Origin of the sequence: Alteribacter populi (genome assembly GCF_002352765.1) — a bacterium.
Lineage (GTDB): Bacteria > Bacillota > Bacilli > Bacillales > Salisediminibacteriaceae > Alteribacter > Alteribacter populi.
Genome location: NZ_KZ293963.1, coordinates 885,429 through 910,340, shown reverse-complemented (window position 1 = coordinate 910,340; position 24,912 = coordinate 885,429). Strand labels below are relative to the sequence as shown.

General features: G+C 40.6%; 25 protein-coding genes and 1 pseudogene. 23 read left to right on the top strand and 3 right to left on the bottom strand.

Features of this window, described 5'->3' with window-relative positions:
- The first annotated feature begins 12 nt into the window (after positions 1-12).
- The 4 genes from CDZ94_RS04475 (at position 13) to CDZ94_RS04460 (ending at position 3,824) form a co-directional block, all read left to right on the top strand.
- Positions 13-1,281 carry a methionine gamma-lyase family protein gene (locus tag CDZ94_RS04475; RefSeq protein ID WP_096440592.1) on the top strand — a complete coding sequence of 423 codons (1,269 nt, stop codon included), beginning with the start codon at positions 13-15 and terminating at the stop codon, positions 1,279-1,281.
- 327 nt (positions 1,282-1,608) lie between these two features.
- Entirely contained in the window at positions 1,609-2,946 is a 1,338-nt protein-coding gene (gene glnA, locus CDZ94_RS04470) for a type I glutamate--ammonia ligase (protein ID WP_096435315.1), read from the top strand.
- A 332-nt stretch (positions 2,947-3,278) separates the two neighbouring features.
- Positions 3,279-3,524: a hypothetical protein gene (locus CDZ94_RS04465; protein WP_096435314.1), complete on the top strand. Its 246-nt coding sequence runs from the start codon at positions 3,279-3,281 to the stop codon at positions 3,522-3,524.
- 120 nt (positions 3,525-3,644) lie between these two features.
- Positions 3,645-3,824, top strand: a complete 180-nt coding sequence (locus tag CDZ94_RS04460) for a YqaE/Pmp3 family membrane protein (RefSeq protein ID WP_096435313.1) — start codon at positions 3,645-3,647, stop codon at positions 3,822-3,824.
- A gap of 71 nt (positions 3,825-3,895) precedes the next feature.
- Here the strand turns inward: CDZ94_RS04460 and lexA are convergent, their stop codons facing one another.
- Positions 3,896-4,525 (bottom strand): transcriptional repressor LexA, encoded by a 630-nt coding sequence (gene lexA, locus CDZ94_RS04455; RefSeq protein ID WP_096435312.1) that lies wholly within the window; start codon positions 4,523-4,525, stop codon positions 3,896-3,898.
- A 191-nt stretch (positions 4,526-4,716) separates the two neighbouring features.
- Between lexA and yneA the strand changes: the two genes are divergently transcribed.
- The 18 genes and pseudogenes from yneA to copZ all read left to right on the top strand — a co-directional run bounded on the left by yneA (position 4,717) and on the right by copZ (position 21,470).
- Positions 4,717-5,025 carry a cell division suppressor protein YneA gene (gene yneA, locus CDZ94_RS04450; RefSeq protein ID WP_096435311.1) on the top strand — a complete coding sequence of 103 codons (309 nt, stop codon included), beginning with the start codon at positions 4,717-4,719 and terminating at the stop codon, positions 5,023-5,025.
- Positions 5,026-5,030: 5 nt separating this feature from the next.
- A complete protein-coding gene (locus tag CDZ94_RS04445) occupies positions 5,031-5,696 on the top strand; it encodes a YneB family resolvase-like protein (RefSeq protein ID WP_096435310.1) in 666 nt (221 codons plus the stop codon).
- 61 nt (positions 5,697-5,757) lie between these two features.
- On the top strand, positions 5,758-6,003 hold the full coding sequence (locus CDZ94_RS04440; protein WP_096435309.1) for a DUF896 domain-containing protein: 246 nt from the start codon (positions 5,758-5,760) through the stop codon (positions 6,001-6,003).
- A gap of 650 nt (positions 6,004-6,653) precedes the next feature.
- Positions 6,654-7,262: an NfeD family membrane protein gene (locus CDZ94_RS04435; RefSeq protein ID WP_096435308.1), complete on the top strand. Its 609-nt coding sequence runs from the start codon at positions 6,654-6,656 to the stop codon at positions 7,260-7,262.
- Positions 7,263-7,271: 9 nt separating this feature from the next.
- Positions 7,272-8,756 (top strand): flotillin family protein, encoded by a 1,485-nt coding sequence (locus CDZ94_RS04430; protein WP_096440591.1) that lies wholly within the window; start codon positions 7,272-7,274, stop codon positions 8,754-8,756.
- 258 nt (positions 8,757-9,014) lie between these two features.
- Complete coding sequence (gene tkt / locus CDZ94_RS04425) at positions 9,015-11,012, top strand: transketolase (protein WP_096435307.1); 1,998 nt, start codon at positions 9,015-9,017, stop codon at positions 11,010-11,012.
- A 393-nt stretch (positions 11,013-11,405) separates the two neighbouring features.
- Complete coding sequence (locus CDZ94_RS04420; RefSeq protein WP_096435306.1) at positions 11,406-11,687, top strand: hypothetical protein; 282 nt, start codon at positions 11,406-11,408, stop codon at positions 11,685-11,687.
- Between the two features lie 140 nt (positions 11,688-11,827).
- Positions 11,828-12,277: a sporulation inhibitor of replication protein SirA gene (gene sirA, locus CDZ94_RS04415; protein WP_096435305.1), complete on the top strand. Its 450-nt coding sequence runs from the start codon at positions 11,828-11,830 to the stop codon at positions 12,275-12,277.
- Between the two features lie 142 nt (positions 12,278-12,419).
- Positions 12,420-12,629: a YneF family protein gene (locus CDZ94_RS04410; protein ID WP_096435304.1), complete on the top strand. Its 210-nt coding sequence runs from the start codon at positions 12,420-12,422 to the stop codon at positions 12,627-12,629.
- Positions 12,630-12,769: 140 nt separating this feature from the next.
- Entirely contained in the window at positions 12,770-13,474 is a 705-nt protein-coding gene (locus CDZ94_RS04405; protein WP_096440589.1) for a response regulator transcription factor, read from the top strand.
- On the top strand, positions 13,471-14,835 hold the full coding sequence (locus CDZ94_RS04400; protein WP_096435303.1) for a sensor histidine kinase: 1,365 nt from the start codon (positions 13,471-13,473) through the stop codon (positions 14,833-14,835). The genes CDZ94_RS04405 and CDZ94_RS04400 overlap by 4 nt, the downstream gene beginning before the upstream one ends.
- On the top strand, positions 14,832-15,539 hold the full coding sequence (locus CDZ94_RS04395; protein WP_096435302.1) for a PepSY domain-containing protein: 708 nt from the start codon (positions 14,832-14,834) through the stop codon (positions 15,537-15,539). The genes CDZ94_RS04400 and CDZ94_RS04395 overlap by 4 nt, the downstream gene beginning before the upstream one ends.
- A 177-nt stretch (positions 15,540-15,716) precedes the next feature.
- Positions 15,717-16,541: a PepSY domain-containing protein gene (locus CDZ94_RS04390; RefSeq protein ID WP_096435301.1), complete on the top strand. Its 825-nt coding sequence runs from the start codon at positions 15,717-15,719 to the stop codon at positions 16,539-16,541.
- Between the two features lie 210 nt (positions 16,542-16,751).
- Positions 16,752-18,508: pseudogene (locus tag CDZ94_RS04385) on the top strand (ABC transporter transmembrane domain-containing protein).
- Positions 18,505-20,304 carry an ABC transporter ATP-binding protein gene (locus CDZ94_RS04380; RefSeq protein WP_096435300.1) on the top strand — a complete coding sequence of 600 codons (1,800 nt, stop codon included), beginning with the start codon at positions 18,505-18,507 and terminating at the stop codon, positions 20,302-20,304. Before CDZ94_RS04385 ends, CDZ94_RS04380 begins: the two are co-directional and overlap by 4 nt.
- 80 nt (positions 20,305-20,384) lie before the next feature.
- Positions 20,385-20,825: an SRPBCC family protein gene (locus CDZ94_RS04375; protein WP_096435299.1), complete on the top strand. Its 441-nt coding sequence runs from the start codon at positions 20,385-20,387 to the stop codon at positions 20,823-20,825.
- 128 nt (positions 20,826-20,953) lie between these two features.
- The gene (locus CDZ94_RS04370; RefSeq protein ID WP_096440587.1) at positions 20,954-21,226 is read left to right on the top strand and encodes a metal-sensing transcriptional repressor; all 273 of its coding nucleotides are present in this window, start codon (positions 20,954-20,956) and stop codon (positions 21,224-21,226) included.
- 37 nt (positions 21,227-21,263) lie between these two features.
- Complete coding sequence (copZ, locus tag CDZ94_RS04365; RefSeq protein WP_096435298.1) at positions 21,264-21,470, top strand: copper chaperone CopZ; 207 nt, start codon at positions 21,264-21,266, stop codon at positions 21,468-21,470.
- Between the two features lie 707 nt (positions 21,471-22,177).
- Here copZ and CDZ94_RS04355 read toward each other — a convergent pair.
- A complete protein-coding gene (locus tag CDZ94_RS04355) occupies positions 22,178-23,458 on the bottom strand; it encodes an IS110 family RNA-guided transposase (RefSeq protein ID WP_096434449.1) in 1,281 nt (426 codons plus the stop codon).
- 382 nt (positions 23,459-23,840) lie between these two features.
- On the opposite strand from CDZ94_RS04355, the gene CDZ94_RS04350 reads away from it, so the two are divergent.
- Positions 23,841-24,359, top strand: a complete 519-nt coding sequence (locus CDZ94_RS04350; RefSeq protein ID WP_096435296.1) for a CcdC family protein — start codon at positions 23,841-23,843, stop codon at positions 24,357-24,359.
- Between the two features lie 39 nt (positions 24,360-24,398).
- Here the strand turns inward: CDZ94_RS04350 and CDZ94_RS04345 are convergent, their stop codons facing one another.
- Positions 24,399-24,812 carry a DUF2621 family protein gene (locus CDZ94_RS04345; protein WP_096440585.1) on the bottom strand — a complete coding sequence of 138 codons (414 nt, stop codon included), beginning with the start codon at positions 24,810-24,812 and terminating at the stop codon, positions 24,399-24,401.
- Between the last annotated feature and the right edge of the window lie 100 nt (positions 24,813-24,912).

Genomic DNA, 24,912 nt, shown 5'->3' with positions numbered 1-24,912 from the left:
GAGGATAGAGAGATGAAAGACTTTATTGAAAAACAATCAGAACAAGCAGTGGAAGAGATTCGTCCATTATTTGCTGAACGAGACCGAATAAGCGAAGCGAATCAGCGGAAGGTTATGAAAGCTTTTAGAAACCATCAAATTTCAGATTTTCATTTTCAAGCTTCGACCGGATATGGATACGATGATGTAGGACGCGATACCCTTGAGCAGGTGTACGCCGAAGTGTTTGGCACGGATGCTGGACTAGTACGGCCACAAATCGTTTCTGGTACACATGCGATTAGCACCGCGCTTTTTGGAATTCTAAGGCCAGGCGATGAACTGATGTACATAACCGGTAACCCATACGATACTTTAGAAGAAGTGATCGGCATTCGCGGGGGAGCAAGTGGCTCTTTAAAAGATTTCAGTATTGACTATTCGGTAATTCCTTTAAAAAATCAACAAGTAGATTTAGAAAGGGTAAAAACTTCGATGACGGATAAAACAAAAATAGTTGGCATACAACGTTCGTGTGGCTATGATGACCGTCCATCTTTTAATATTAGTCAGATTAAACAGATGGTGGATACCGTAAAAGCTGTGAAACCGGATGCGATTGTTTTTGTAGACAACTGTTACGGGGAGTTTGTAGAAACCGACGAGCCTTGCGATGTTGGGGCTGACTTGATGGCGGGATCGCTCATAAAAAACCCAGGCGGAGGTATCGTGAAAACGGGGGGTTACATTGTAGGAAAAGAACAGCTGATCAATCAATGTGCTAATCGCCTAGCAGCACCTGGTATCGGTAAGGAAGGTGGAGCTTCTCTTTATAGCTTGCTTGAAATGTACCAAGGCTTTTTCTTAGCTCCTCACATCGTTAACCAAGCAGTAAAAGGGGCTATGTTTACAGCGAAACTTTTAGAGGGTGTTGGAATGGCGACGACGCCTTCATGGCATACACCACGGACAGACCTCATTCAATCGGTGACATTCCCAAATGCAGAAATGATGATTGCTTTTTGTCAGGCAATCCAAGGGGCGTCCCCCGTTGACGCTCACGTCAAACCACAGCCGAGTTACATGCCAGGGTATGAAGACGACGTTATTATGGCGGCAGGTACCTTCATTCAAGGAGCGAGCATAGAATTAACCGCAGACGGTCCGCTAAGAGCCCCGTACCGCGCCTATGTTCAAGGTGGACTTACGTTTGAGCATGTGAAGATTGGGGTTATGGATGCGTTGGGAGCTTTAATTGATCAAGGCCTATTAAAAGATGTTCAAAAAGTGCGGGAATCATAACCGGCTAAAGGATCACTTTCATCCATACATAATAACTTCATCGCCTTGGTTTGTCCTTTACTTAAATTTGTTTGTCAGATTATCTGACAAAGTCATTCACAGGGAAAGAAAAGTTGGATAGGATATAGTTATCAAAGGAGAGTGAAGTGTTTTTATTTTCAGTCATTTTGATGAAGGATCATTGAACTTTGAAAATAGTCACACATAAAAGCATAGAAAAAAGTATGGGCGCTCATCCTTATAAAGAAAATGAACAAAATCTACTTATGGATGGAACACCCGATTCATAAAAAGAACGGGAAAATCTAAGGAGGAGAATCATTTAACATGGGAAGTAAGTACTCTAGACAAGACATTATGAAAATGGCTGAAGAGGAAAATGTTCGTTTTATTCGTTTGCAATTTACAGATTTACTAGGGATTATTAAAAACGTGGAAATTCCAGTAGACCAACTTACAAAAGCATTAGACAATCTTATGATGTTTGACGGTTCCTCAATTGAAGGTTTCGTACGTATTGAAGAGTCTGATATGTATCTATACCCGGATCTTGATACGTGGGTTATTTTCCCTTGGACACCTGAAAAAGGAAAGGTTGCCCGTTTAATATGTGATATTTATAATCCAGACGGCACTCCGTTTGAAGGAGATCCTCGTGGCGTCCTGAAACGTGTGTTAAAAGACGCCGACGAACTAGGATTTACTGACTTTAATATCGGTCCTGAGCCGGAATTCTTCTTGTTTAAAAATGATGAAAAAGGCGAGCCAACGTTAGAGCTTAATGATAAAGGCGGATACTTCGATTTAGCACCAACAGATCTCGGTGAAAACTGCCGTCGCGATATTGTGCTAGAGCTTGAAGACATGGGCTTTGAAATCGAAGCTTCTCACCATGAGGTAGCTCCGGGACAGCACGAAATTGATTTTAAATATGCCGATGCCATCACAACGTGTGACAACATTCAAACGTTTAAACTGGTTGTAAAAACAATCGCACGTAAGCACGGGCTTCACGCAACGTTTATGCCTAAACCATTGTTTGGTGTTAACGGAAACGGTATGCACGCAAACATGTCATTATTTAAAGGCAAAGATAATGCCTTTTATGATGAAAATACAGAATCACAGCTAAGCGAGACGGCGATGCAATTCCTAGCGGGTACGTTAGAACATGCAAAGGCATACACAGCAATTACGAATCCGACAGTTAACTCTTACAAACGATTAGTTCCTGGCTATGAAGCACCTTGTTATGTTGCTTGGTCTATGCGTAACCGTTCACCGCTTGTTCGTATCCCGTCTTCCCGTGGAATGAGTACGCGAGTCGAAGTCCGTAGTCCGGACCCGGCAGCTAACCCATACCTTGCAATCGCAGCAATGCTTGCAGCTGGTCTTGACGGTATTCGTAAAGGAATGACACCACCTCCGCAAACAGAAAACAATATTTATGCTATGGACCGAACTGAGCGTGAAAGCGAAGGAATCGGCGAGCTTCCAGCAACATTGAAAGAAGCACTCAACTACCTTCAAACAAATGAAGTCATGACAAAAGCCCTCGGCGGTCATGCACTTGAACACTTTGTCGAAGCAAAAGAAATCGAGTGGGATATGTTCCGTACCCAGGTTCACCCTTGGGAGAGAGAACAGTATTTGAGTTTGTACTAAAATTGAAACCCTTAGAGCCACAAAGGTTCTAAGGGGTTTTTTTGTGGGTGTGACCTTCTTGTGTTGTCAGTTTGGATAACCTGCCCACAATATGCTAATATTTGTAAAAATTAGTGGCAGCTCCTTATATTGAAAAAATTGATTCATGGATGAAAAGGAACAGGCTGCTACATTATTATTTCTCGAGTATCAGAGCCTTTAAGGCAGAGAATTAGAGGTTGCCTGAGGAAAGTTTTCCTAGCAACAGTCAAAGAGTCATGCCATCAATCGAATACACATAGAAGAGAAGCTTTTTCAGTCCGAACAACTCATTGCTACGAAGGAGATTTTCAATGAACAGAACTTATTTTAAAGTGAAATCAGCACAAAATCATGAAAAAGAGTTAATGTTACGCGGTGAGAGTGGTTCAAACCCAATTCCTGAATATCGATCAGGATATGGTACTCCTATAGAAGACCGTGACGAAGCGTTTCGGCTCGCCAAAGAACAAGTCGGCTATGTCATTGAAGTAAATGAAAAAATTATTGGCGGATGGGGATTTGTAGATGATTCAGGAGAGGTAAGTTATAGGAAGTAATGAGGAGAGGCGCACTGGTAATAGCGGTGCGCTTTTTTTGATAGGGAAAATAATATGGTTTGGATTCTTAAATTGGGTGATATAATAAATTAGCAGATAAGAAAGGAGAACACAACCACGATGTATTTATTAGCCGTTCTAATTCCGCCTCTTGCTGTTCTTTTGGTAGGAAGGCCGTTTCAAGCTATTTTAAACTTAATACTTACGTTAATACTCTGGTTGCCTGGAGCGATCCATGCTTGTTTCATAGTAGCAGATCACAAACAGGAAAAACGGATGCGAAAGTATTCGCGTAGATAACGTACTCTCAATGATAACATTAAAAACCCCAATTCCAGCCTATGGAATCGGGGCTTACTATAGTGCGGTTTTTAATGGACTGTACGAAAAACGCCAACGACTTTTCCAAGAATCGAAACATTCTTTAGAAGGATGGGCTCGAGAGAAGAGTTTTCGGGCTGCAAACGAATGTGGTCTCTTTCTTTGAAGAAACGCTTTACTGTCGCTTCATCATCTTCTGTCATTGCAACGACAATGTCTCCGTTATCAGCACTCTGCTGCTGGCGAACGACAACCATGTCTCCATCAAAAATTCCCGCTTCAATCATCGAGTCCCCTTGAATTTCTAAAATGAATGATTGATCATCCTGAACCATCCGGGATGGGAGGGGGACATACTCTTCAATGTTTTCTATCGCTGTAATCGGTGAACCGGCTGTGACTTTACCAATAATAGGGACATATACCGAAGGGCTTTCAGAAACTCTCATTTTTTCAGCTTGTTCCTCAAGTTCGATTACTTCAATGGCTCTTGGTTTCGTTGGGTCACGGCGAATCAGCCCTTTTTTCTCTAGTCTTGATAAGTGGCCGTGAACAGTTGAACTTGAAGCTAGCCCTACCGCTTCACCGATTTCCCGTACGGAAGGAGGATATCCTTTCTTTTTTACTTCTTCCTTAATGTATTCCAAAATATCTTGTTGCCGCTTTGATAGTTTTGTCATTTCCACACCTCATTTTTTCTATATGTATGAACCGTCACTTGGCTTTAAATATCAATCAATTGGTTTGTTAGGAACATTATACCATGAAGGCCGAACAGGTGCAAACATTCGTTCTGTTTTTGTGTTGACTGGAACGGATGTTCTCGTTATAATAAAATGCGAACATACATTCTTGGAAAGAGGTGTACGTAATGAATCGATTTATTAAACCTAATCAGTCTATTAAAATATCCCACATTATAACTGCCATGATCATCTTACTTTTTATTGTAGTCACGACTATTCCTGTCGACAGTAAAGGACTTGAAGGATATGAACGTAGTACAATTGTTGTTTCAGAAGGAGATACATTATGGAGTATCGCTGCGGATCTTCACGAAGAGTTGAATACGAACAAAGAGACGGTCATTAACTGGATTAAAGGGCAAAACGAGCTGGAGGAAACGGTTATTATTACAGGACAGTCGTTAACTGTACCGATAAAAAAAGGGGAGAACTAATTATTATGAAAGCGATCCTTTATGTCAGGGTAAGCACGACGAAAGAAAGCCAGGAAACCTCATTAATGAGACAGAAACAAGAATTAGAGAGGTTGGCATCTAAATACAATATAAACATTGAGCAACTTATCGAAGAAAAAGCAAGTGGGTATGAAGTCGAACGAGAAGGGATTTTTAGTATGTTAGAAGTGTTTAAAGGCGGAAGAGCAGATACCCTTCTTATTCAAGATGATACAAGACTTGGCAGAGGAAATGCTAAAATTGCGCTTCTACATCAATTACATAAATTAAACGTTACCATCTATACAGTACAAGACCAAGGGACACTAACAGTTTCTGAAACGGACTCGATGGTTTTAGATATTGTCTCCATAGTAGAGGAGTACCAGAGGCAATTACACAACATTAAAATAAAACGTGGGATGCAGAGTGCTGTTAAAAATGGCTACAAGCCAGAGCGAAATTTAGGTGATTCAAGAGCTGGAGGTCGAAAGAAAAAAGCTGTTCCTATTGATGAAATTGTAAGACTGCGGAAGAATGGACTTACTTTTCATGAATTAGCGGCAACTTTGCGAGGGTTTGGGTATGATATTTCCAAAGCGACAGCTCACCGTCGCTACCGTGATTTTGTACGTGCTCAAGAAGAAGTGAGTGATAAGCCTGTTACTTGAAAGCTTTACCATTCTCGTGTAGCATAATAAGACAACAAGAATAGTGGAGGTTTTCTTACCGATGTTAAGTAAAGAAAAAATTGCCCGTATAAATGAATTAGCCAAAAAATCCAAGAGTGAAGGACTTTCAAATAAAGAATCAAAAGAACAACAAGACTTAAGGCAGGAATATATACAAAGCATGCGACAATCATTTAAGAACCAACTTCACTCAGTGAAAGTAGTCGATGAAGAAGGTAACGACGTGACACCAAGCAAGCTTCAAGAAAGCAAAAAAAAGCAGAATTCAGATGATTTATTACAATAATATTATTTAACGAGAATGAATTTCATAATTCTGAGCTCAGACAGCTCAACGGTTCTAAGACATAAAAATAGAAGCACCTCCCCCAATGCTGAATTTTGTAAGAGATCAAACAAACGAAATGAAATGGGAGGAAACTGTCTGTTTAGCACCCTACGCAGTAGGCCGGAATCCGTGAGACTCCTGCGGAAAAACGGTCCAGCCAAGACCCCGCAGGGCGCTTTTCCCGAGGAGGCTTGGCGGTTCGTCCGCGGAAAGCGAGGAGATGCAGGCCAACGGAGCTGCAAAAAGATACGCTTTTTACAAAATGTATTAATCAAAAAAATGGGAGAACATATTATTTTGAAGTAGTGTGTTTTTTTAAACAAATGAATGATGAAAATGATTCAACGAGTATAAAGCGAATAGGTTTTATACTCGTTTTTTATGTCCGTACGTTACATATAAAAGCCACTTATATAACCTCCCATGATCGTTTGAGCCGAAAAATTTAATGAACATTGTAACTTCAATACGAACAGTTCATGAAACCATTTATTCAGTGATTCGTAACTTCTACCGTAAGAGGTTAAAGAAATCACCCTTTTTTACCCAAAAATGGTTATCGTTTTGTTAAAATGACAGGAGGGGGTATTGGGTTAAGGGGCCTAAGATTGTCAGAACTTGAGGGGAGGGAAGGCCGTGAAACATTCTCGCGGTTACAAACTGTGATCGGTGGTGTGGAATTGTCAACGCTATATCTAATCGGCTTAATTGTAGCGGGCTCGCTCACGATTATAAACGCCTTGTTTGGGGATCTGTTAGATATTGTGTTTGAATCTTTACCAGGGGGCTTTATCAATCCGACAGTCGTTCTTTCTTTTATCGCAGTATTATGCGGTTCTGGATTTATATTTGAAAATAGCACCGGGCTGTCGAGCTTAACAGGGTTCTTGATTTCTATTTTGATTGCTGTCATTTTAGTCACGTTGCTACATATGCTCGTTCTTGCTCCCTTGTCTAAAGCAGAATCTAGTGTAGGCTTCCACCTAAAAGATTTGATTGGTGATTACGGGAAAGTTACGACTTCCATCGGTAGAGGGGATGACATCGGAGAAGTGATCGTAAAAACGACCTTCTCTATTAAAGGCTATCCTGCTAGGTCTGTGGAAGATAATCCAATTCCTGCTGGGGAAGAAGTACAGATCGTCGATGTTGATATGGAAAAACAAATCTTGATCGTTAGTCAAGAAGAAAAAAAGTTAATTACGGAGGAGAAGTAAATGGATGATATGAGTATGATCGTCGGTGGTGTAGTACTTGCCATCATTTTAGTTTTAGTTATTCTTTTTATTACGAAATACACGACTGTAGGGAAAAACGAAGCCCTTATCGTAACAGGTAGTATGCTTGGTGGTGGCAAGAGTGTTGTTTCCGATGATGAAGGAAAAAAGGTGAAAATCATACATGGTGGCGGAGCGTTTATTATCCCTGTTTTGCAACAAGCGCGCCGAATCAGCTTAGAAAACCATAAGCTTGAAGTTGGGGCATCGAATGTTTATTCAAAACAAGGGGTACCTGTTTCTGTTAATGGTAATGCGATTATTAAAATCGGTTCAAGTGTTCAGGAAATTTCTACAGCAGCCGAGCAGTATATCGGAAAATATGAAGATATGAACACTGAAGCGCGGCAAGTTCTTGAAGGTCATTTACGTGCAATTTTAAGCTCGATGACAGTAGAAGAGATCAACTCAGATCGAGAAGTTTTTGCTAAAGAAGTACAAAAGGTTGCGGCAACTGACTTAAGTAAAATGGGGCTGCGTATCCTTTCTTTCACAACGAATGAAGTTAGTGACCGTAATGGATACTTAGATGCTCTTGGTCAACCACAAATCGCAGCAGTTAAACGTGATGCGGCGATTGCAAGAGCAGAACGCGAAAAAGAAGCGCGTATTGAAAATGCTCGTGCAGAACAAGAAGCGAAAGCAGCAGAGTACACAAGAGATGCTGAAATCGCCAACTCTCAAAAAGAAAAAGAATTAAAAGTTGCAGAATATCGTCGTCAGCAAGAAGAAGCGAAAGCACAGGCTGACCAAGCGTATTCACTTCAAGAAGCAAGAGCGCAGCAACAAGTTACCGAAGAAAAGATGCAAGTCAATATTATTGAACGTCAAAAACAAATTGAACTAGAAGAAAAAGAGATTCAGCGTCGTGAACGACAATACGATGCCGAAGTGAAGAAGAAAGCCGACGCAGAGCGTTACGCAGTCGAACAAGAAGCAGAAGCGCAAAAAGCAAGAGAGCTTCGAGCTGCTGAAGCTGACCGTGAGCGTGGTAAAGCGGAAGCTGATGTTATTTTATCCAAAGGTTTAGCTGAAGCCGAAGCGAAAGAAAAAATTGCCGAAGCATTCAGCAAGTATGGTCAGGCTGCGATGCTCGATATGATTACTGACATGCTTCCTGAATATGCGAAACAAGCGGCTGCACCACTTGGCAATATTGACAAAATTACAGTGGTGGATACAGGAAGTAATGGTGAAAATGGTGGAGCAAACAAAGTTACCGGCTATGCGACGAACCTGATGGGAAGCCTACAAGAGTCGTTGAAAGCTTCCTCTGGCCTCGATATGAAAGAACTGATAGAAAACTTTGCCGGAAAAGGAAATGAAAAACAGAGTATTGAAGAATTAACAAATGAAGTTGCTTCCTCACTTGAAACTGAAAAAAACAAAGAGGTACAACAAAAGCAGGAGTCAAAAACAGAAGAAAATCAATAAGAACCATTGTTGAGCGAAAACAGATCGAGTTAAATATTCGATCTGTTTTCGATTTTTATTGCATAATTATGGTTGGGTTTAATGACAATAAGGAAGAGTTTGGAACTTTCAAATAGAGGTTGTTCCTCTCTGTGCTTTTTTTCTACTTAATTAAGCACTACTTAATGAATTCTCCTATTGAAATGGTTGTCTATTGATAAAAGAAAGTATATCATGAGTATGAAGTCGACAAGAAATGATAAGAGAGGATGATCGCGCATGGCGAACAACGTGGATAGTCTTTCCATTAATACGATACGCACGTTAGCTATCGATAGCATCGAGAAGGCTCAATCTGGGCATCCGGGAATGCCCATGGGTGCTGCACCAATGGCCTACACGCTTTTTTCTAACTACATGAATCATAATCCAAAAAATCCTAATTGGTTTAACAGAGACAGATTTGTATTATCAGCAGGACACGGTTCTATGCTTTTATACAGTCTTCTTCACTTGCACGGCTATGACGTATCGATGGACGATTTGAAAGAATTCCGCCAGTGGGGTTCCAAAACTCCAGGTCACCCAGAATATGGACATACGCCAGGGGTAGATGCAACAACAGGCCCATTAGGACAAGGGTTGGCAATGGCTGTTGGTATGGCAATGGCTGAACGTCACCTAGCGGCTACTTATAACCGCGAGCACTACGATGTAGTTGATCATTATACATACGCTATTTGCGGTGATGGCGACTTAATGGAAGGTGTTTCTTCCGAATCAGCGTCTTTAGCAGGACATCTGAAGCTAGGTCGAATGATCGTCCTTTATGATTCCAATGACATTTCGCTTGATGGAGATCTTGACAAAGCGTTTACAGAAAGCGTTGAAGACCGCTACAAAGCATACGGCTGGCAAGTAATCCGCGTAGAAAACGGTAATGACCTTGACGAAATCAACCGAGCGATTGAAACCGCAAAACAAGATGAGCGACCGACGATGATTGAAGTTAAAACGACAATTGGTTACGGTTCTCCAAATAAGAGCGGAAAATCCGCCTCTCACGGTGCGCCACTTGGTGAAGATGAAGCAAAAATGACGAAAGACTATTATAAATGGACTTTTGAGAACGATTTCCATATCCCTGATGAAGTTCGCGAGCACTATCAAAAGCTTGAAACAACGGGTGCTGAAAAAGAAAAGCAGTGGAATGATCTTTTTGAAGGCTACAAAGAAGCTTATCCTGAATTAGCAAAAGAACTAGAACTAGCGATTAAAGGGGAGCTTCCGCGAAATTGGGATAAAGATATCCCGGTTTACGGTAAAGATGACAAGCTTGCCACTCGTGCATCCGGTGGAGAAGTGTTAAACGCCATTGGTCAAAACGTCGGCTATGTGTTTGGCGGATCAGCAGATCTTGCTTCTTCCAACAAAACAATGTTAAAAGACGTTGAAGATTTTACGAAGGATAACTACAGTGGACGTAACATTTGGTTTGGTGTTCGTGAATTTGCGATGGCTGCAGCTGTTAACGGTATGGCACTTCACGGCGGTGTAAAACCATATGCGGCTACATTCTTTGTATTCTCTGACTATTTGCGTCCAGCTGTTCGTTTGTCTGCGTTAATGCAAATTCCAGCAACGTTTGTGTTTACTCATGATAGCATTGCTGTTGGAGAAGATGGACCGACTCATGAACCAGTTGAACAACTGCCTGCAATGCGCGCGATTCCAGGGCTTTCTGTTATCCGCCCAGCTGATGGGAATGAAACGGCGGCGGCCTATAAGCTTGCCTTTGAAAGCAAGAATGAACCAACAGCACTTGTTCTTACGCGTCAAGGGTTACCAACATTAGCAGATACCGATAAAAATGCTTATGAGGGTGTAAAGAAAGGTGCTTATACGATTTCAGAAGCAAATGGCAATGCAGACGGTATTTTGCTTGCGACGGGATCTGAAGTTGCTTTAGCTGTTGATGCACAAAAAGCGTTAGAAAAAGAAGGATTATACGTATCGGTAGTAAGTATGCCGAGCTGGGATCGCTTTGAAAAGCAGTCAGCTGATTATAAATCCACTGTTCTCCCTAGCGATGTGAAACCGCGTCTAGCCATTGAAATGGCGGCAAGTATCGGCTGGGAACGCTATGTAGGCGACAACGGTGCCGTTCTTGGTATTGACCGTTTCGGCGCATCTGCTCCTGGTGAAAGAATTATCGAAGAATACGGATTTACAGTAGAAAATGTTGTGTCTCGATTTAAACAGCTATTAGAGAAATAAATGAACAGAGAGCCTGCCATATGTGCGGGCTCTCATTTTTTTTAGCTTCTCGGCACTTGATACTCTAAAAAGCTATACACTACACAATATCAGTCTTTAAAAACGTTGTTTCCACAAACTTTGTTATAAGCATCAAGAAGGCAAAAGTCAGCGACTCTAGCGGGAATAGCAACGACTGAAGACCCCGCAGGGTGGTTTCCCTAAGGAGGCTGAAGCGTTGCTCGCGCGTGAATCTGAACGAAAATCTTATCTTATTAAAAGGCAACCATTTTTTAGGTAAGAGCCTTAGAAAAAAACTGCTTAATTAAAATTAAAGGGAAATCTAGATATTTCGCGTATTGTATAAAATAGAAGGAAATGTAAGCGTTTTCTTTGAGTGGAAAGGGAGGAGATGTGGGTCAACCGATGGAAGAGGTTAACGATAACGGTCGTCAGCTATTTTGGTGTGGATTTGCATTGTTTTTGATTGGAATTTATCTTTCGACAATAGAGGCTTCTCTTGGGATTTTAGGACTGATCGGTGGTTCGATTATGGGGGTAAGTAAAATAACGAGCATACCTAATTGTGATACTGAGCAAAAAGGTGCGAAAAGTAAGAGGAACCTAGTTTTGTTTTCAGGTTTTTCGCTTATTGGAATGATTGGTTCATATTTATTCATCCTGCGGTTTATTTAACAGTATTTTAAATGAATGATAAGAGCAACGGGCTTACGATGATATTCGACAAAATCAGTGGAGAATTTCTTCACAATCAGACAATGCTTGTACACAATTTAATGTAGGATAGGAAAAAGAGCCTTCAAGGAGGTGTCAGGATGAGAAATTACGAAATTTTTTTGATTAATGCAGAAGTGGCATATATTTACTATGGTTTTGAAGCGAAACTATTTAATTTGTTCAAAGAACATCATTATGCTTCTACCCCTTTAAAGGAAATTACATACAGACAGATTAATTATATTCAAAAACCGTATAATCATAAGGAACTCAATGAATGGTTACAGGATCAGTTAACAAATCAAGATATGTATGACCAAGCAGAAAACAACCATGTTGTCGCGCCAGAAGATGGAAGTAGCCAGGCAAAGCTGACTGTAATGAAAGACAAACTCCTTCTGGCAGCAACAGGAACCTTCGAAGCAGAAACTCTTTTTTTTGATACATTAAAAACCTTCGACGATTTCTTTTTAGCTGTAGAATACGAAAGGGAGAGATACGGTTGGTTGCGCCCGTTAAGGTCACTTCGCATTGTTGAACAAGGTTAATAAAGTGGATTGATAATAGGATTTCTTTGACATTCTCTTTCATTGTCCACCTCATTACGTTATAATAAATGAGGTTCCATACGAAATCATAATAGAGTATGATTGTGGAAGACAACATAGAGAGAAGGAGGATCACCGTTTTATGTGGGTAAATATTTTAATCGGTGTCTTAAGCTTGTTGGCGGGTGTTGCGATTGGCTTTTTCGTTGCACGACAATATATGATGAGCTATATGAAAAAGAATCCGCCAATCAATGAGAAAATGTTACGCGTGATGATGATGCAAATGGGGATGAACCCATCGCAAAAGAAAATTAACCAAATGATGAAAGCAATGCAAAACCAAAAATAAACTACAAACACTCCTTGCCTGGGGTGTTTTTTGTTGTTTTCAGACCATTAATGTATTTTGCCTTTTCCCCTTTGTTCCAATTTCGTGTACACTAAATGAAAATCTATAAGAGCATATTAGGTAAGAGGGAGATGATGGACATGAACAATGTCCGTATTTTAGTTGTAGAAGATGAAGAAAAAATCGCGCGTGTGTTGAAGCTTGAGCTTGAATATGAAGGTTACGAAGTTGAGGTAGCCGGGGATGGGCTTAAAGCATGGCAGGCTTTGCAAAATGAAACGTGGCATGTCATTTTACTTGATGTCATGCTTCCACAGTTAAGTGGTATTGAAGTATTGAGGAGGTTAAGAGCAACTGGAAATGAATCACCGGTCATCATGCTTACAGCAAGAGATGCGATCGTAGATAAAGTAACCGGACTCGACCAAGGGGCGAATGATTATGTCACGAAACCATATGAAATTGAAGAGCTTCTTGCAAGAATTCGAGCATGTTTAAGAATCCCTAAACCGCAAGCTGAAGATGAAGCTTTAAAAGCAGGAGAGCTCAACTTCTCAGATTTAACTGTTAATACAAAAACAAGAGAAATAACGAGGGAAAATACCATAATTGAATTGACCCCAAGGGAATTTGATCTTCTCGTTTGCTTGCTGGAACATCCGAACCAGGTGTTGTCGAGAGAACAGCTATTAGAAAACGTGTGGGGTTTCAATTACTTTGGAGATACAAATGTAGTTGACGTTTATGTTCGTTACTTACGACAAAAGCTGGATAAACCTTTTGTTGAGCCGCTCATTCATACTGTACGAGGTGTCGGGTATGTATTAAAGGAGTCCCATTCATGAAGCTTTCACATCGAATTACGCTTTTTTCAACCGTTTTTCTTTTTATCTTACTTTTAATTGTAAATACGAGTATCTATTTGTTATTTCATCATTATTCACTGAATGCTGAGCTCGACCGTTCATTATCGCAAGCTCGGACCGTTGCTGAAGCGATTCATTCGTCAGGAAATGAACAGGCTAATATCAATGAATTTCTCCAGGCATCCGTTCCGGAAAGTGGGATGATCAGAGTGGTTCGTGAGAGTGAAGATGTACCTATTTTTGTTACAAAAGAGGTCGTACTAAATAATATTGAAACTAAATTTACCCAGCAAGAAACAACGGCACAAATCTCCTTTCAAGATCAGCTTTTTGCTCATGCAAAAACGCCTGCTATATGGGAAGATGGCTCGATTGTCACATTAGAAGTGATTGCCCCGATGACGATTTATGAAGAAACGTTAGCTATGCTGCGTGTTATTTTACTATTGGCATCAATTCTCATCATCATTCCTTCCTACCTGGCAGGGCGAGCGCTAAGCAGGTTTATTTTATTACCAATACAAAGCTTGGTAAAAACGATGAATGAGATTCGGAAAGAAGGAGCGTTCAAAAAAATTAGCGTCAATCCGTCTTCGAAAGATGAGCTAAGTGAGATGGGGACAACATTTAATCACATGATTGATTTATTAAAAGAAAACTTCGAAAAACAAAAGCAGTTTGTATCAGATGCTTCCCATGAATTAAAAACGCCTCTAACCGTGATCACGAGCTATTCGAGGTTACTAAAACGTTGGGGATTGGAAAAGCCAGAGGTCCTGGAAGAAGCAGTTCAAGCAATCGATTCTGAATCAAAACGGATGAACGACATGACAAAACAAATGTTAGCTTTAGCCAAAGGTGAAACGGAAGAATCATTGGACTTTTCTCATATAAACCTTTGTTCACTAACGACTGATACAGCGAAGAAACTAGAGGTGGTGTATCAAAGAACCATTCGTGTTCAATGTGAGGGTGAAGCGTTATCGGCGTATGTGGATGAGGGAAAAATAAAGCAGCTGCTATTTATTCTATTTGAAAACGGTTTGAAGTATAGTGATGATGGCCTTGATGTCACGGTAAAAAGGGTTGCTGGTCGGATTGAAATTACTGTACGAGACTACGGTATTGGCATTCCAACAGAAGATGTTGAGCGTGTTTTCGAACGTTTTTTCAGAGTGGATAAAGCACGAAACCGGAAATCAGGAGGTACAGGGCTAGGGTTATCAATAGCTAAATCAATTGTTACCGTCCATAAAGGTACGATTCAGGTTGATAGTGAAGAAGGAGAAGGTGCTACCTTTACCGTTCGGATTCCTGCAAAACGTGAGGTGTTAGAATGAAAAAAAGAGTAGTCTGGGTAGCAGCCGGGATTATATTAGCATTGGCTGCCTATGCCGTTTATTTAAATATACAAGTAAATGCAGCTATGAATGCAGAAGAAATTTCTGAAATGATAGAAGATCGTTATGATGGTGAAGTTTTAGAGATCGCTTTAAACAGGCAAGACGGCATGGATGTTTATGAAATCGAACTGCTCGCTCAGGGGGGTGTCTATTTTGTCCAATTAGCTGGGGAAGATGGTGCGGTTCAAAATATTGAACTTCTTGAAATTCGTGACGATCAAGCAGACGACATGGAAGAAGTGTTGAATAAAGATACCGTAAAAAATATTGTTGAAGAGTCGATTGAAGAAGAGGGAACAATAATAGAGCTTCAACTGCTTGAAGGAGAAGGCAGGGCGAAATACGAGGTAATGGTGCAGCAAGAAGAAGGCATCGGGACCTTTGAAATTGACGCAAGAACAGGCGAACTACTTTTATACACATTAGAAGAAACAACCCGCACAGAACCAATCACAGAAGAAAGAGCGAAGGAGATTGCGTTAAGTGAAGTCGAAGGAGAAGTTGATGACGTCGATCTAGAACAACAAAACGGACGGCTCGTTTATGAAGTCGAAGTTGAAAATGATGATTTAGATATAGAAGCTGACGTTATCATCGATGCATTTACAGAGGAAATCATCGAGATTATCTGGGATGACTAATAGAAGACGTTCAAAAAAGTCTAAGAAAAAAGCTGCAAATTTCCAACGTCAGCTATTTATAACGGACTTTTTGAACAACGTCTACTCATTTTCTAATCAAATTCTCATTTTTCTCTAAGTGTCTTTTCATCTTCCTTGTTTAAGATAGAACTATCAGATCACAAGGAGGATATTAAAGTGAAAAAATTAACGATTGCATTAACGAGTTTGTTCGTCATTGGAGGTACCTCTGCACTAGCAGTGGCTAATTCAAACGCAGAAGATGAAGGAGTCAAGAATGAACCTATTGTCACTTCGGTTGACCTAGGTTCAACTGCTGAAGAATCAAGCGGGGAAACTTCAATAGCGAATCGCATTTCTGAAGAAGAGGCAGTTGCGATTGCACAAGAAATGCTTGATGGAGAAGTAAAGGAAGTAGAGTTGGATCGTGACGATGGTCTTTTGCTCTATGAAGTAGAAATCAAGTTTGATGGGGAAGAATATGATTTTGATATTGATGCCAGAACAGGTGATGTCATCAATATCGATGATGATCTTCTCAAAACACCGTTAGCAGATGAAATGAGTGTTTCGCTACAACAAGCTAAAGACATCGTAAAAAGTGAGTTTCCGAATGGGAAAATCGATGATTTGGAACTTGAAATGAAAAAAGGTCGTTTTCTTTACGAATTCGAAGCGGAAATAAACGACGAGGATGGAGACGTGTATATTGATGCCGAAACAGGCGAGCTCGTTCACGTGGAGTCTGATTTAAAGCCTTTTATCGGTGAGGCAAGTGAAAATAAAAGTGAAGCCTCTAATAAAAACGATAAAATCTCCATTAAAGAAGCAGGGGACATTGCTTTAAAGCACATCGGTGAAGGATTAATTGACGACATTGAACTTGAAAAAGAAAATGGCAAACTTTTGTATGAAGTAGAAATAGAATATGGCAACGACCACGAAGTCGACGTTTATGTGGACGCCTTTACAGGTGATGTTGTCTATGTAGAACACGATTAATCTCTTACTTGAAGTAACGCGTTAAAGAGCATGCGATTTTTGGGAGTTCCAGCAAAGTCGCATGTTCTTTTTCTCGTAAGCAATTCAAACTTTATTGTGTTTTGAAAATGGGAAGATTTCTCCTTTTCCACTTTTTTCTTTTTTGATATGATGAGAATGATCTTTTCCATTGAGAACAGTCTGGATAGACAGAAAGATGAGGTGTGTCACTTGAAAGTATTTTTGGACCTCAAGTGGTACTTTAAGAAAGAAAAGTGGCAGTACGGCGGAGGGATCGCCATTTTAGCTGTTGTTTCATTATTATCTCTACTTCCCCCGTACGTGGTAGGCATCATTGTCGACCATATTAATAACAATACACTTAATGAAACGGTTCTTCTTCAATGGATGCTGCTGTTGTTTGGCGTGGCGATTATTATTTACATACTACGTTACATATGGAGAATTCTAATTTTTGGCTCAGCTATTAAACTAGCACGGCTGTTAAGAAATAATCTTTATGAGCATTTCTCAAAAATGTCATCGACGTTTTATCAAAAAAGACGTACAGGAGACTTAATGGCCCACTCGACAAATGACATTCGAGCCATAGAGCAAACGGCTGGTGCAGGGGTATTGACGCTCGTTGATTCGCTTACGATGGGTGGTTTCGTCGTCATTACATGGCCGTGACGATCAGCTGGGAGCTAACGCTGATTGCCCTTCTTCCAATGCCATTAATGGCATATGCAACGAGTAAATACGGTACTATGCTTCATGCCCGATTCGCAAAAGCACAAGCCGCTTTTTCATCGCTAAATGATAAAGTTCAAGAGAGTATGTCAGGTATTCGTGTAACGAAAACGTTCGGGTATGAGGACGAAGAAGTCGAATCTTTTACAAAAAAATCAGATGATGTAGTACAAAAAAATATTTCCGTCGCACGAGTGGATGCCCTTTTCGATCCAACGATTTCGATTATAGTAGGGTTATCTTTCTTTTTATCGGTCGCTTTTGGTTCGAGGTACGTCGTAACAGGTGAGATTACAATCGGACAACTGACAAGCTTTACCGTTTATTTAGGTTTGCTAATTTGGCCGATGCTTGCCTTCGGATGGCTATTTAATATCGTCGAACGAGGTAGAGCTTCCTATGATCGAGTTTCCAGTTTATTAAGCGTCCCACAAGATATAAAAGATAAAGAAGATGCCGTAGACACTCCTCCGTCAGGGGATATTCATTACCAAATTGGCGCTTTCAGTTATGAAGAGACAGAAGGAAATGCTCTTGAAAACATTCATTTTGAGATTAAGCAAGGCCAAACCGTTGGAATTTGCGGCCGTACTGGAAGTGGCAAAACTACGCTCGTAAAAGCGTTAATGAGAGAGTTCGATATTGACAGGGGACTGATTGAATTTAATCACCGTCCTCTACAAGATTACACGCTCACTGCTTTACGTTTTTCTCTTGGATATGTACCTCAGGATCATTTTTTGTTTTCGGCTACGATCGCAGATAACGTTAGCTTTGCACGTCCAGAAGCAAGTTATAAAGAAATTGTCGCAGCGGCAAAGCTGGCTGCTATTCACGAAGATATTGTCCGTTTTGAAGACGGCTATGAAACAATTGTCGGTGAGCGAGGAGTAACGTTGTCTGGAGGACAAAAACAGCGGATCAGTATTGCTCGAGCCTTACTGGCTGATCCAGAGGTACTCATTTTAGATGACAGCTTATCCGCAGTTGATGCCAAAACAGAAGAACAAATCCTCCATGCTTTACGTGAAGTCCGTAGTGGAAAGACGACCTTTATAACAGCTCATCGCCTGAGTGCGATTAAGCATGCTGATCTTGTTCTTGTTTTAGAGCACGGAAAAATCGTTGAAAGAGGTACACACAATGATCTCATGGAGGAAAACGGCTGGTACCGGCGGATGTATGAGCACCAGCAACTAGAATCCCTTGTTGAAAAAGGAGGGAACACTTCATGAATGAAAGACATAAGCACCTTCTCATCCCGTTGAAACAAAGCTTAGTGTTTCAAAGGCTGCTATCATATGCCAAACCACATTGGAAATGGCTCATTGTTGCTTTGTTGCTGCTCATTGGTGGTACAGGTGCCGAAATATTAGGCCCGATACTTATCAAAATATTTATCGATGATTTTTTAACACCAGGTATTTTTGATGTTCAGCCATTAGTATTACTTGGCGCAGGCTATTTAGCTTTACATTTTTCAGCAGCCGTGATGAACTATGTACAACTGCTCATGTTTCAAAAAGTGGCGCTACGGATTATACAACAGCTAAGAATTGATGTTTTTGAAAAAGTAGAAAAGCTGGGGTTATCATTTTTTGACCAGTTTCCTACTGGTGGTCTCGTATCAAGAATAACGAACGATACTGAGCAAGTAAAAGAACTATATGTAAGTGTGATGGCGGTATTTATTCAAAACATTGTCTTTCTAATCGGCGTGTTTATTGCGATGTTTGCGTTAAATGTCCAGCTTGCTTTGTTTTGCTTGCTCATTTTACCGTTCTTAATTACAATCATGCAGCTTTATCGAAAGTTCAGTTCCAAGTATTATGCAGAAATGAGTGAAAAACTAAGCCAGTTAAACGCTCGTTTAAATGAGTCGATTCAAGGCATGGCGATTATTCAAGTGTTCCGTCAAGAACGGAGGATGAATCGTGAGTTCCAAAAAGTAAATCAAGAGCATCACGAGGCATGGTTTAAAAGCATCAAGCTGGATGGACTTTTATTGCGTCCTGCTGTTGATTTCATCTCGATTATGGCCCTAGTCTTAGTACTGAGCTTTTTTGGGGTTATGTCATTTAATAGCCCGATTGAAATCGGTGTTCTTTATGCTTTCGTAAATTATCTTGATCGCTTTTTTGAACCGGTTAATCAAATGATGCAGCGTTTATCTATTTTTCAACAGGCAATGATCTCGGCAGGGCGTGTGTTTAAACTCATGGATCACGATGAACTTGCACCTGGCAAGCAAGGGGATAAGCAGCTGAGTATTGAACAAGGTGATATCGAGTTTCGTGGTGTAAGCTTCTCCTATGATGGAAAACAAGATGTTTTGAAAGGGATCAATTTTAAAGTTAGTAAAGGAGAAACATTAGCTTTAGTCGGACATACCGGGAGTGGGAAAAGTTCGATTATTAACTTGCTTATGCGGTTTTATTCGATCAATAGAGGGGAAATTCTCATTGACGGAACACCTCTGGAAGAATATGAAGATAGTGAACTTCGCTTGAAAATAGGGCTAGTATTACAAGATCCATTTCTATTTGTAGGTGATATAAAGCATAATATTAAGCTTTATGATGAGAAAATAACCGATCAGGAAGTGAGAGACGCCGCACAATTTGTTCATGCAGACAACTTTATTGATCGTATGCCTGATCGATATGATTCGGCTGTTGGTGAGAGGGGATCAACTTTTTCCAGCGGACAGCGGCAACTTATTTCCTTTGCAAGAACGATGGCGAAAAAACCGAAAGTTCTCGTTTTAGATGAAGCAACAGCAAGTGTAGATACTGAAACAGAGACAGAAATTCAAAAGGCTTTGGCTAAAATGAGACGTGGCCGAACGACGATTGCCATTGCTCATCGGTTGTCGACAATAAAAGATGCGGACCATATTCTTGTACTTCATCAAGGTGAAATAGTTGAACGCGGCACTCATGACGAACTGTTGGCTGAACAAGGGTTGTATCATAAAATGTACCAATTGCAGCAAGGAGCTGACAAATTAGCAGAAATCCAAGCTGAGTAGACTAGTTGACAGGAAATTAGCGGGGAAACTCGAATACAACATGTAACTCAATTATTCGTAAGAAAGCGAAGTGATGACTGATGGCAGATATGGAAGAAGGCGTGATGATAAATAAACCAATTGACGACGTGTTTTCGTATGCAAGTAATATCGAAAACGGAACTGAGATGATGGCCAACGTGGTTGAAGTGAATAAATTAACAGAAGGTCCCGTAGGTGTTGGCACACAATATGAGGAAATCCGCCAATTCAGTAATCGAAAGGTGGGGGCTGTTCTTGAAATTGTTCATTACGATGCTCCACACGCTTATTCAGTGAAAAGTGCAAACAAGGGACTTGAAGTTGTTTACCACTATACATTTTCTGATTCAGGAGATTCGACAAACGTTCTTTTTAAAGGGGAAGTACACACACATGGCTTGTTGATGAAAGTGTTACGTCCTATTATGGTGCGTATGCTAAAAAGAGAAGACGCAGAACACTTGAAAACTCTAAAGCAAGTGATTGAATCACCTAAATAGTGAATAATCAATTAGTTTAGTTGACAACCTATACCGACCAGGGGTATGGTATAAGTAGAAATGAGGTGAGAGGATTGTCGAAGGAATTAGACATCGAACTTGTCCCTGAGCATCCAGATACGACTACAATGAGGTCAGAAGAAGACAAGGAAAAGCTTGTTAACCGTCTGAAGCGGATTGAAGGACAAGTTCGAGGGATTCAGCGTATGGTAGAAGATGATCGTTATTGTGTCGATGTCCTTGTTCAACTATCCGCGATCAACGCTGCCTTAAAAAAAGTCGGGTATAGTTTATTGGAAAATCATACACGCGGTTGTGTAGCAGATGCAGTACAACATGGAGACGGTGACGAAGCCATCGAAGAACTGATGAAAGTCATTCAACAGTTTTCTCGTTCATAATCCTTTTAAAAAAATGTAATCAAGAGGTGGATAAAAAATGAAAAAAGAAACGATTCAAGTTGAAGGCATGACCTGTGACCATTGTAAAGCTTCTGTTGAAGGTGCATTGAAAAGTGTCGATGGTGTCCAAATGGCTGAAGTGAATTTGAAAGAAAAGAATGTTACGGTACAATATGATGAAGCGAATGTATCTCTTGATAAACTGAAAGAAGAAATCGACGATCAAGGCTTTGATGCTATCTAATATTTAGGTGAACAAAAAAAGCCGGGCCCACACAAGGGTCTGGCTTTTTGTTATAGAAATTGTAAAAAAAATAACATTTTTTGTGGGGATATCCTTTATAAAAGAAGTTATTAAAGGATTTTCAATTATTTGAATGAATTTCATAATTCTAAGCTTATGTGGCTCAACGGTTCTAATACATGAAACAAAGAGTACCTCCCCAAATGTTGAATTTAGTAAGTGACCAAACAAACTAAATGAAATGGGAGGAAACCTCTCTTGTCTATTGTACGACAAGAGAGTCTTTTTAGCCCCCTGCGTAGTTGGATGCAATCTGCGAGACTCCCTCAGGAAAAGTTGATATGGCGGGGGTCCGCCTGGATTTTGAGGCCCTAAAATTTTTTTGTACTCGCCTCCGACTGCCAAGGTCCACATAATTCTTGTAAATACATTTACTGTATTTAGAGATTACGCGTTGCGTTGGGAATGTGGGATACATTTCCATATATAGGTGTAATTCACACGAGAAAAACTCTGCTACAATCAGGTGACTTACCCTCCCATGTCTCCTGGCATCAAGTGCCTACATTCCTTCGTTGGGTCTTGCCTGACGCAGATCTCGGACTCTTACTCCTGCATGGACTGCCCTTTACTGGGCGTCTAAAGTCTCCGTCTTGCCGAATCTCTGTGCCTGTGTTGTCAAAGGTACATTAAAGCACTGTGAAGCCTTACGCTGCCTTGTTCTGAGGATAGTTGGAAGAGTCTATCAACATTCTCTCAGGGTCAAACATTGCCTGTTTCTTGCTAAGTCCATGGAACACCTGAAGCAGCTTTCTGCATAGCACAACCATTGCTTCTTTCTTGGTCAGTGGATTTTGTTCCCGTGAGTGATAATGCATGTACAGTTGACGAAAGCTTGCATTGTTCTGAATGAGCGGAAGGATCGCTTTATAAAGTAAGGCTCGTAGTCGTTTTCTTCCGCGTTTAGAGATCTTCTTTGTGCCTTTATGCTGACCTGAACTGTTCTCACGCAACGTAAGTCCCGCTAGCTTAATGAGTTGGCGTGGATGCCTGTAATTGCGCATAGAGCCTGTTTCAGCCAATAACTCGCTTACAGTGTTCTCGCTGATTCCCGGAATGGAGACGAGGTACTGAAACTCTTCTAATGACTGGGCCTGCTCAACCATCTGGGAAGTCACCTCTTCAAGTTGTGATTCCAATAGTTCCAGCTGTTGAACAAGGCTGCGAATCTCCAGCCGTGACATTTCCTGACTGCGTGTTACGCCAATAGAGTGACGAGCCACTTCAATCAGGGTCACCATTTTGGGTTTCCCAGCATACTTGGCGCCAGCTTTCTTCTGTTGCCTGACCATCTCTTCGACAGACAAATGTGGAACATCCTGGGGAAGAGGTGTCAGCTTTAAAACGGCAAGAGCTTGTTGGCCCAATTCACTGAAGACTTGATTGAATTCCGGAAAGTAAAGATCCTTCCATCGCTGTATCCTGTTTTTTACGGAAGAGATATCTTTTCGTAATCGTTCCCGGATTGCGGATCCATGCCTCATGTGATGTTCAGCGGTTGTCATCTTCCGCGGTATACTAAAATAGCCGTTAGGAAGAAGTTTCGCTATAACGCGTGCATCTTTAGCGTCGTTCTTCGTTTGAGAATTATCGTCCATTTCCTTGGATTGTTTTACATGCATTGGATTGACGATGACAAAAGGGAATTCGAAAGCCTCCAGCATAGCCGCAAGGTTCATCCAGTAGTGGCCGGTTGCTTCAAAACCGATGAGCACATTTGATTTGTTGTGTGTCTCCATCAGTTGTCTAACAGCCTGCTCAAAATGGATGAAACCATCTTTTGACTGGTGGATGCGCCATACTTTCGTTAATTCGCGTCCGCGCAAATCGACGGCACAGGCATAGTGATTCTTTTTTGCAATATCGATTCCAATAACTAGAGTGTTTTCGTTGACTTGATTAATTCGTTCATTTCTACTACGATTCATGAAGGGTTCCTCCTTTGTGATTGCTGGTTTGTTTTTGCACCTTGCATCATATCGGAGGATCCTTTTTTTATCAATAGGGGTAAAACCTATCCGACAGGAATGCTCCTGCGGAAAAACGGGACTTGGCGTTTCGTCCGCGGAAAGTGAGCAGATGCAGTCCAACGGAGCTTCATAGAGTCGTACGTATAATTAACACATATACAACTAAAAAATACGATTAAAATATAATTCTGAATTGGTATCATTTTATTAGGAATCATTATGAAATTGGTTCATTTAACTGACGGATTTTGATACCACGTGACCAGGGTGGTGTGAGACTATTCTTAATGCTATACTATGAGAGTACAATTACCGAAATAGAGTTTGGAGGTACTGGGCCGTGTATGCAATTTTATTTACAGTCTTAGCGGTGTTTATGGGGCTGTTTGCCCTTTTTATTCGCATGAAGGCGATGAAAAAACCAGCAAATACCCGAAAAATAATTATTCCTCCCATTGCCATGTCAACAGGTTTTCTTATGTTTTTATATGATCCTGCGCGTATTACAGCGTTGCAATTTCTTGAAGCATTTGCGGTAGGGCTGCTGTTTTCGATCCTATTAATCAAAACATCCAAGTTTGAAATTCGAGATGAAAACATATATATGAAGCGTTCAAAAGTTTTTGCTTTTATTTTGCTTGGTCTTCTTGCTTTAAGAGTCGTTTTTAAACTTACTTTAGGTCATCATATTCAAGTAGAAGAACTTGCTGGCATGTTTTTTGTCCTCGCTTTTGGAATGATTCTTCCTTGGCGTGTTGCTATGCTTGTTAAATTTAAGCGAGTTGAGAAAGAATTCAAACGTACTCAAACAGCAAACACAGGCGACTGGCAGTTGCAATCAGAAAACCCAACACCATAACTGGCATTGGGTTTTTTGATGTTAGAAAAACGAAGTGATTTATTGTTGGAAATAGGCTTCGTATTGATTAATATCAATGTTTTTCTCACGCAACTTTTTAACGAGGAATTTATGATCTCGTTTCGGGGTTGCTGCGATATACCCTTTAATAATTAGCTCTTCAGTCATTCGATCAGCTTTTTCCTCCAGTGCATATTCGCCGATCTTGCCCGCAATCTTCCCCTTTGCTACATCCCGAAACAACTCAGGAACCGGTTCTACGAGCTCATTTAAAAACGATTTATCTTTTTCACTCCAAAGATGCAGCGTTTCATGAATATAATAGTCCTGCCAGTCTAGTATCGATTTTCCATCTTCTTTAGGCATCTTCTTTAAAAATTTTCGAAACATAAAAAATCCACCGATGGATACGAGTACCATCAATAAAACAGACCACAAGAAGATGAACCACATAAACAAATCGTTCGCCAATGATCTTCACCTCAAATACTTTCTATCCCTATTTTACGATAATCTTAGGAAAGTGAAAAGTGTTAGGGATAGAAAAGAGAAA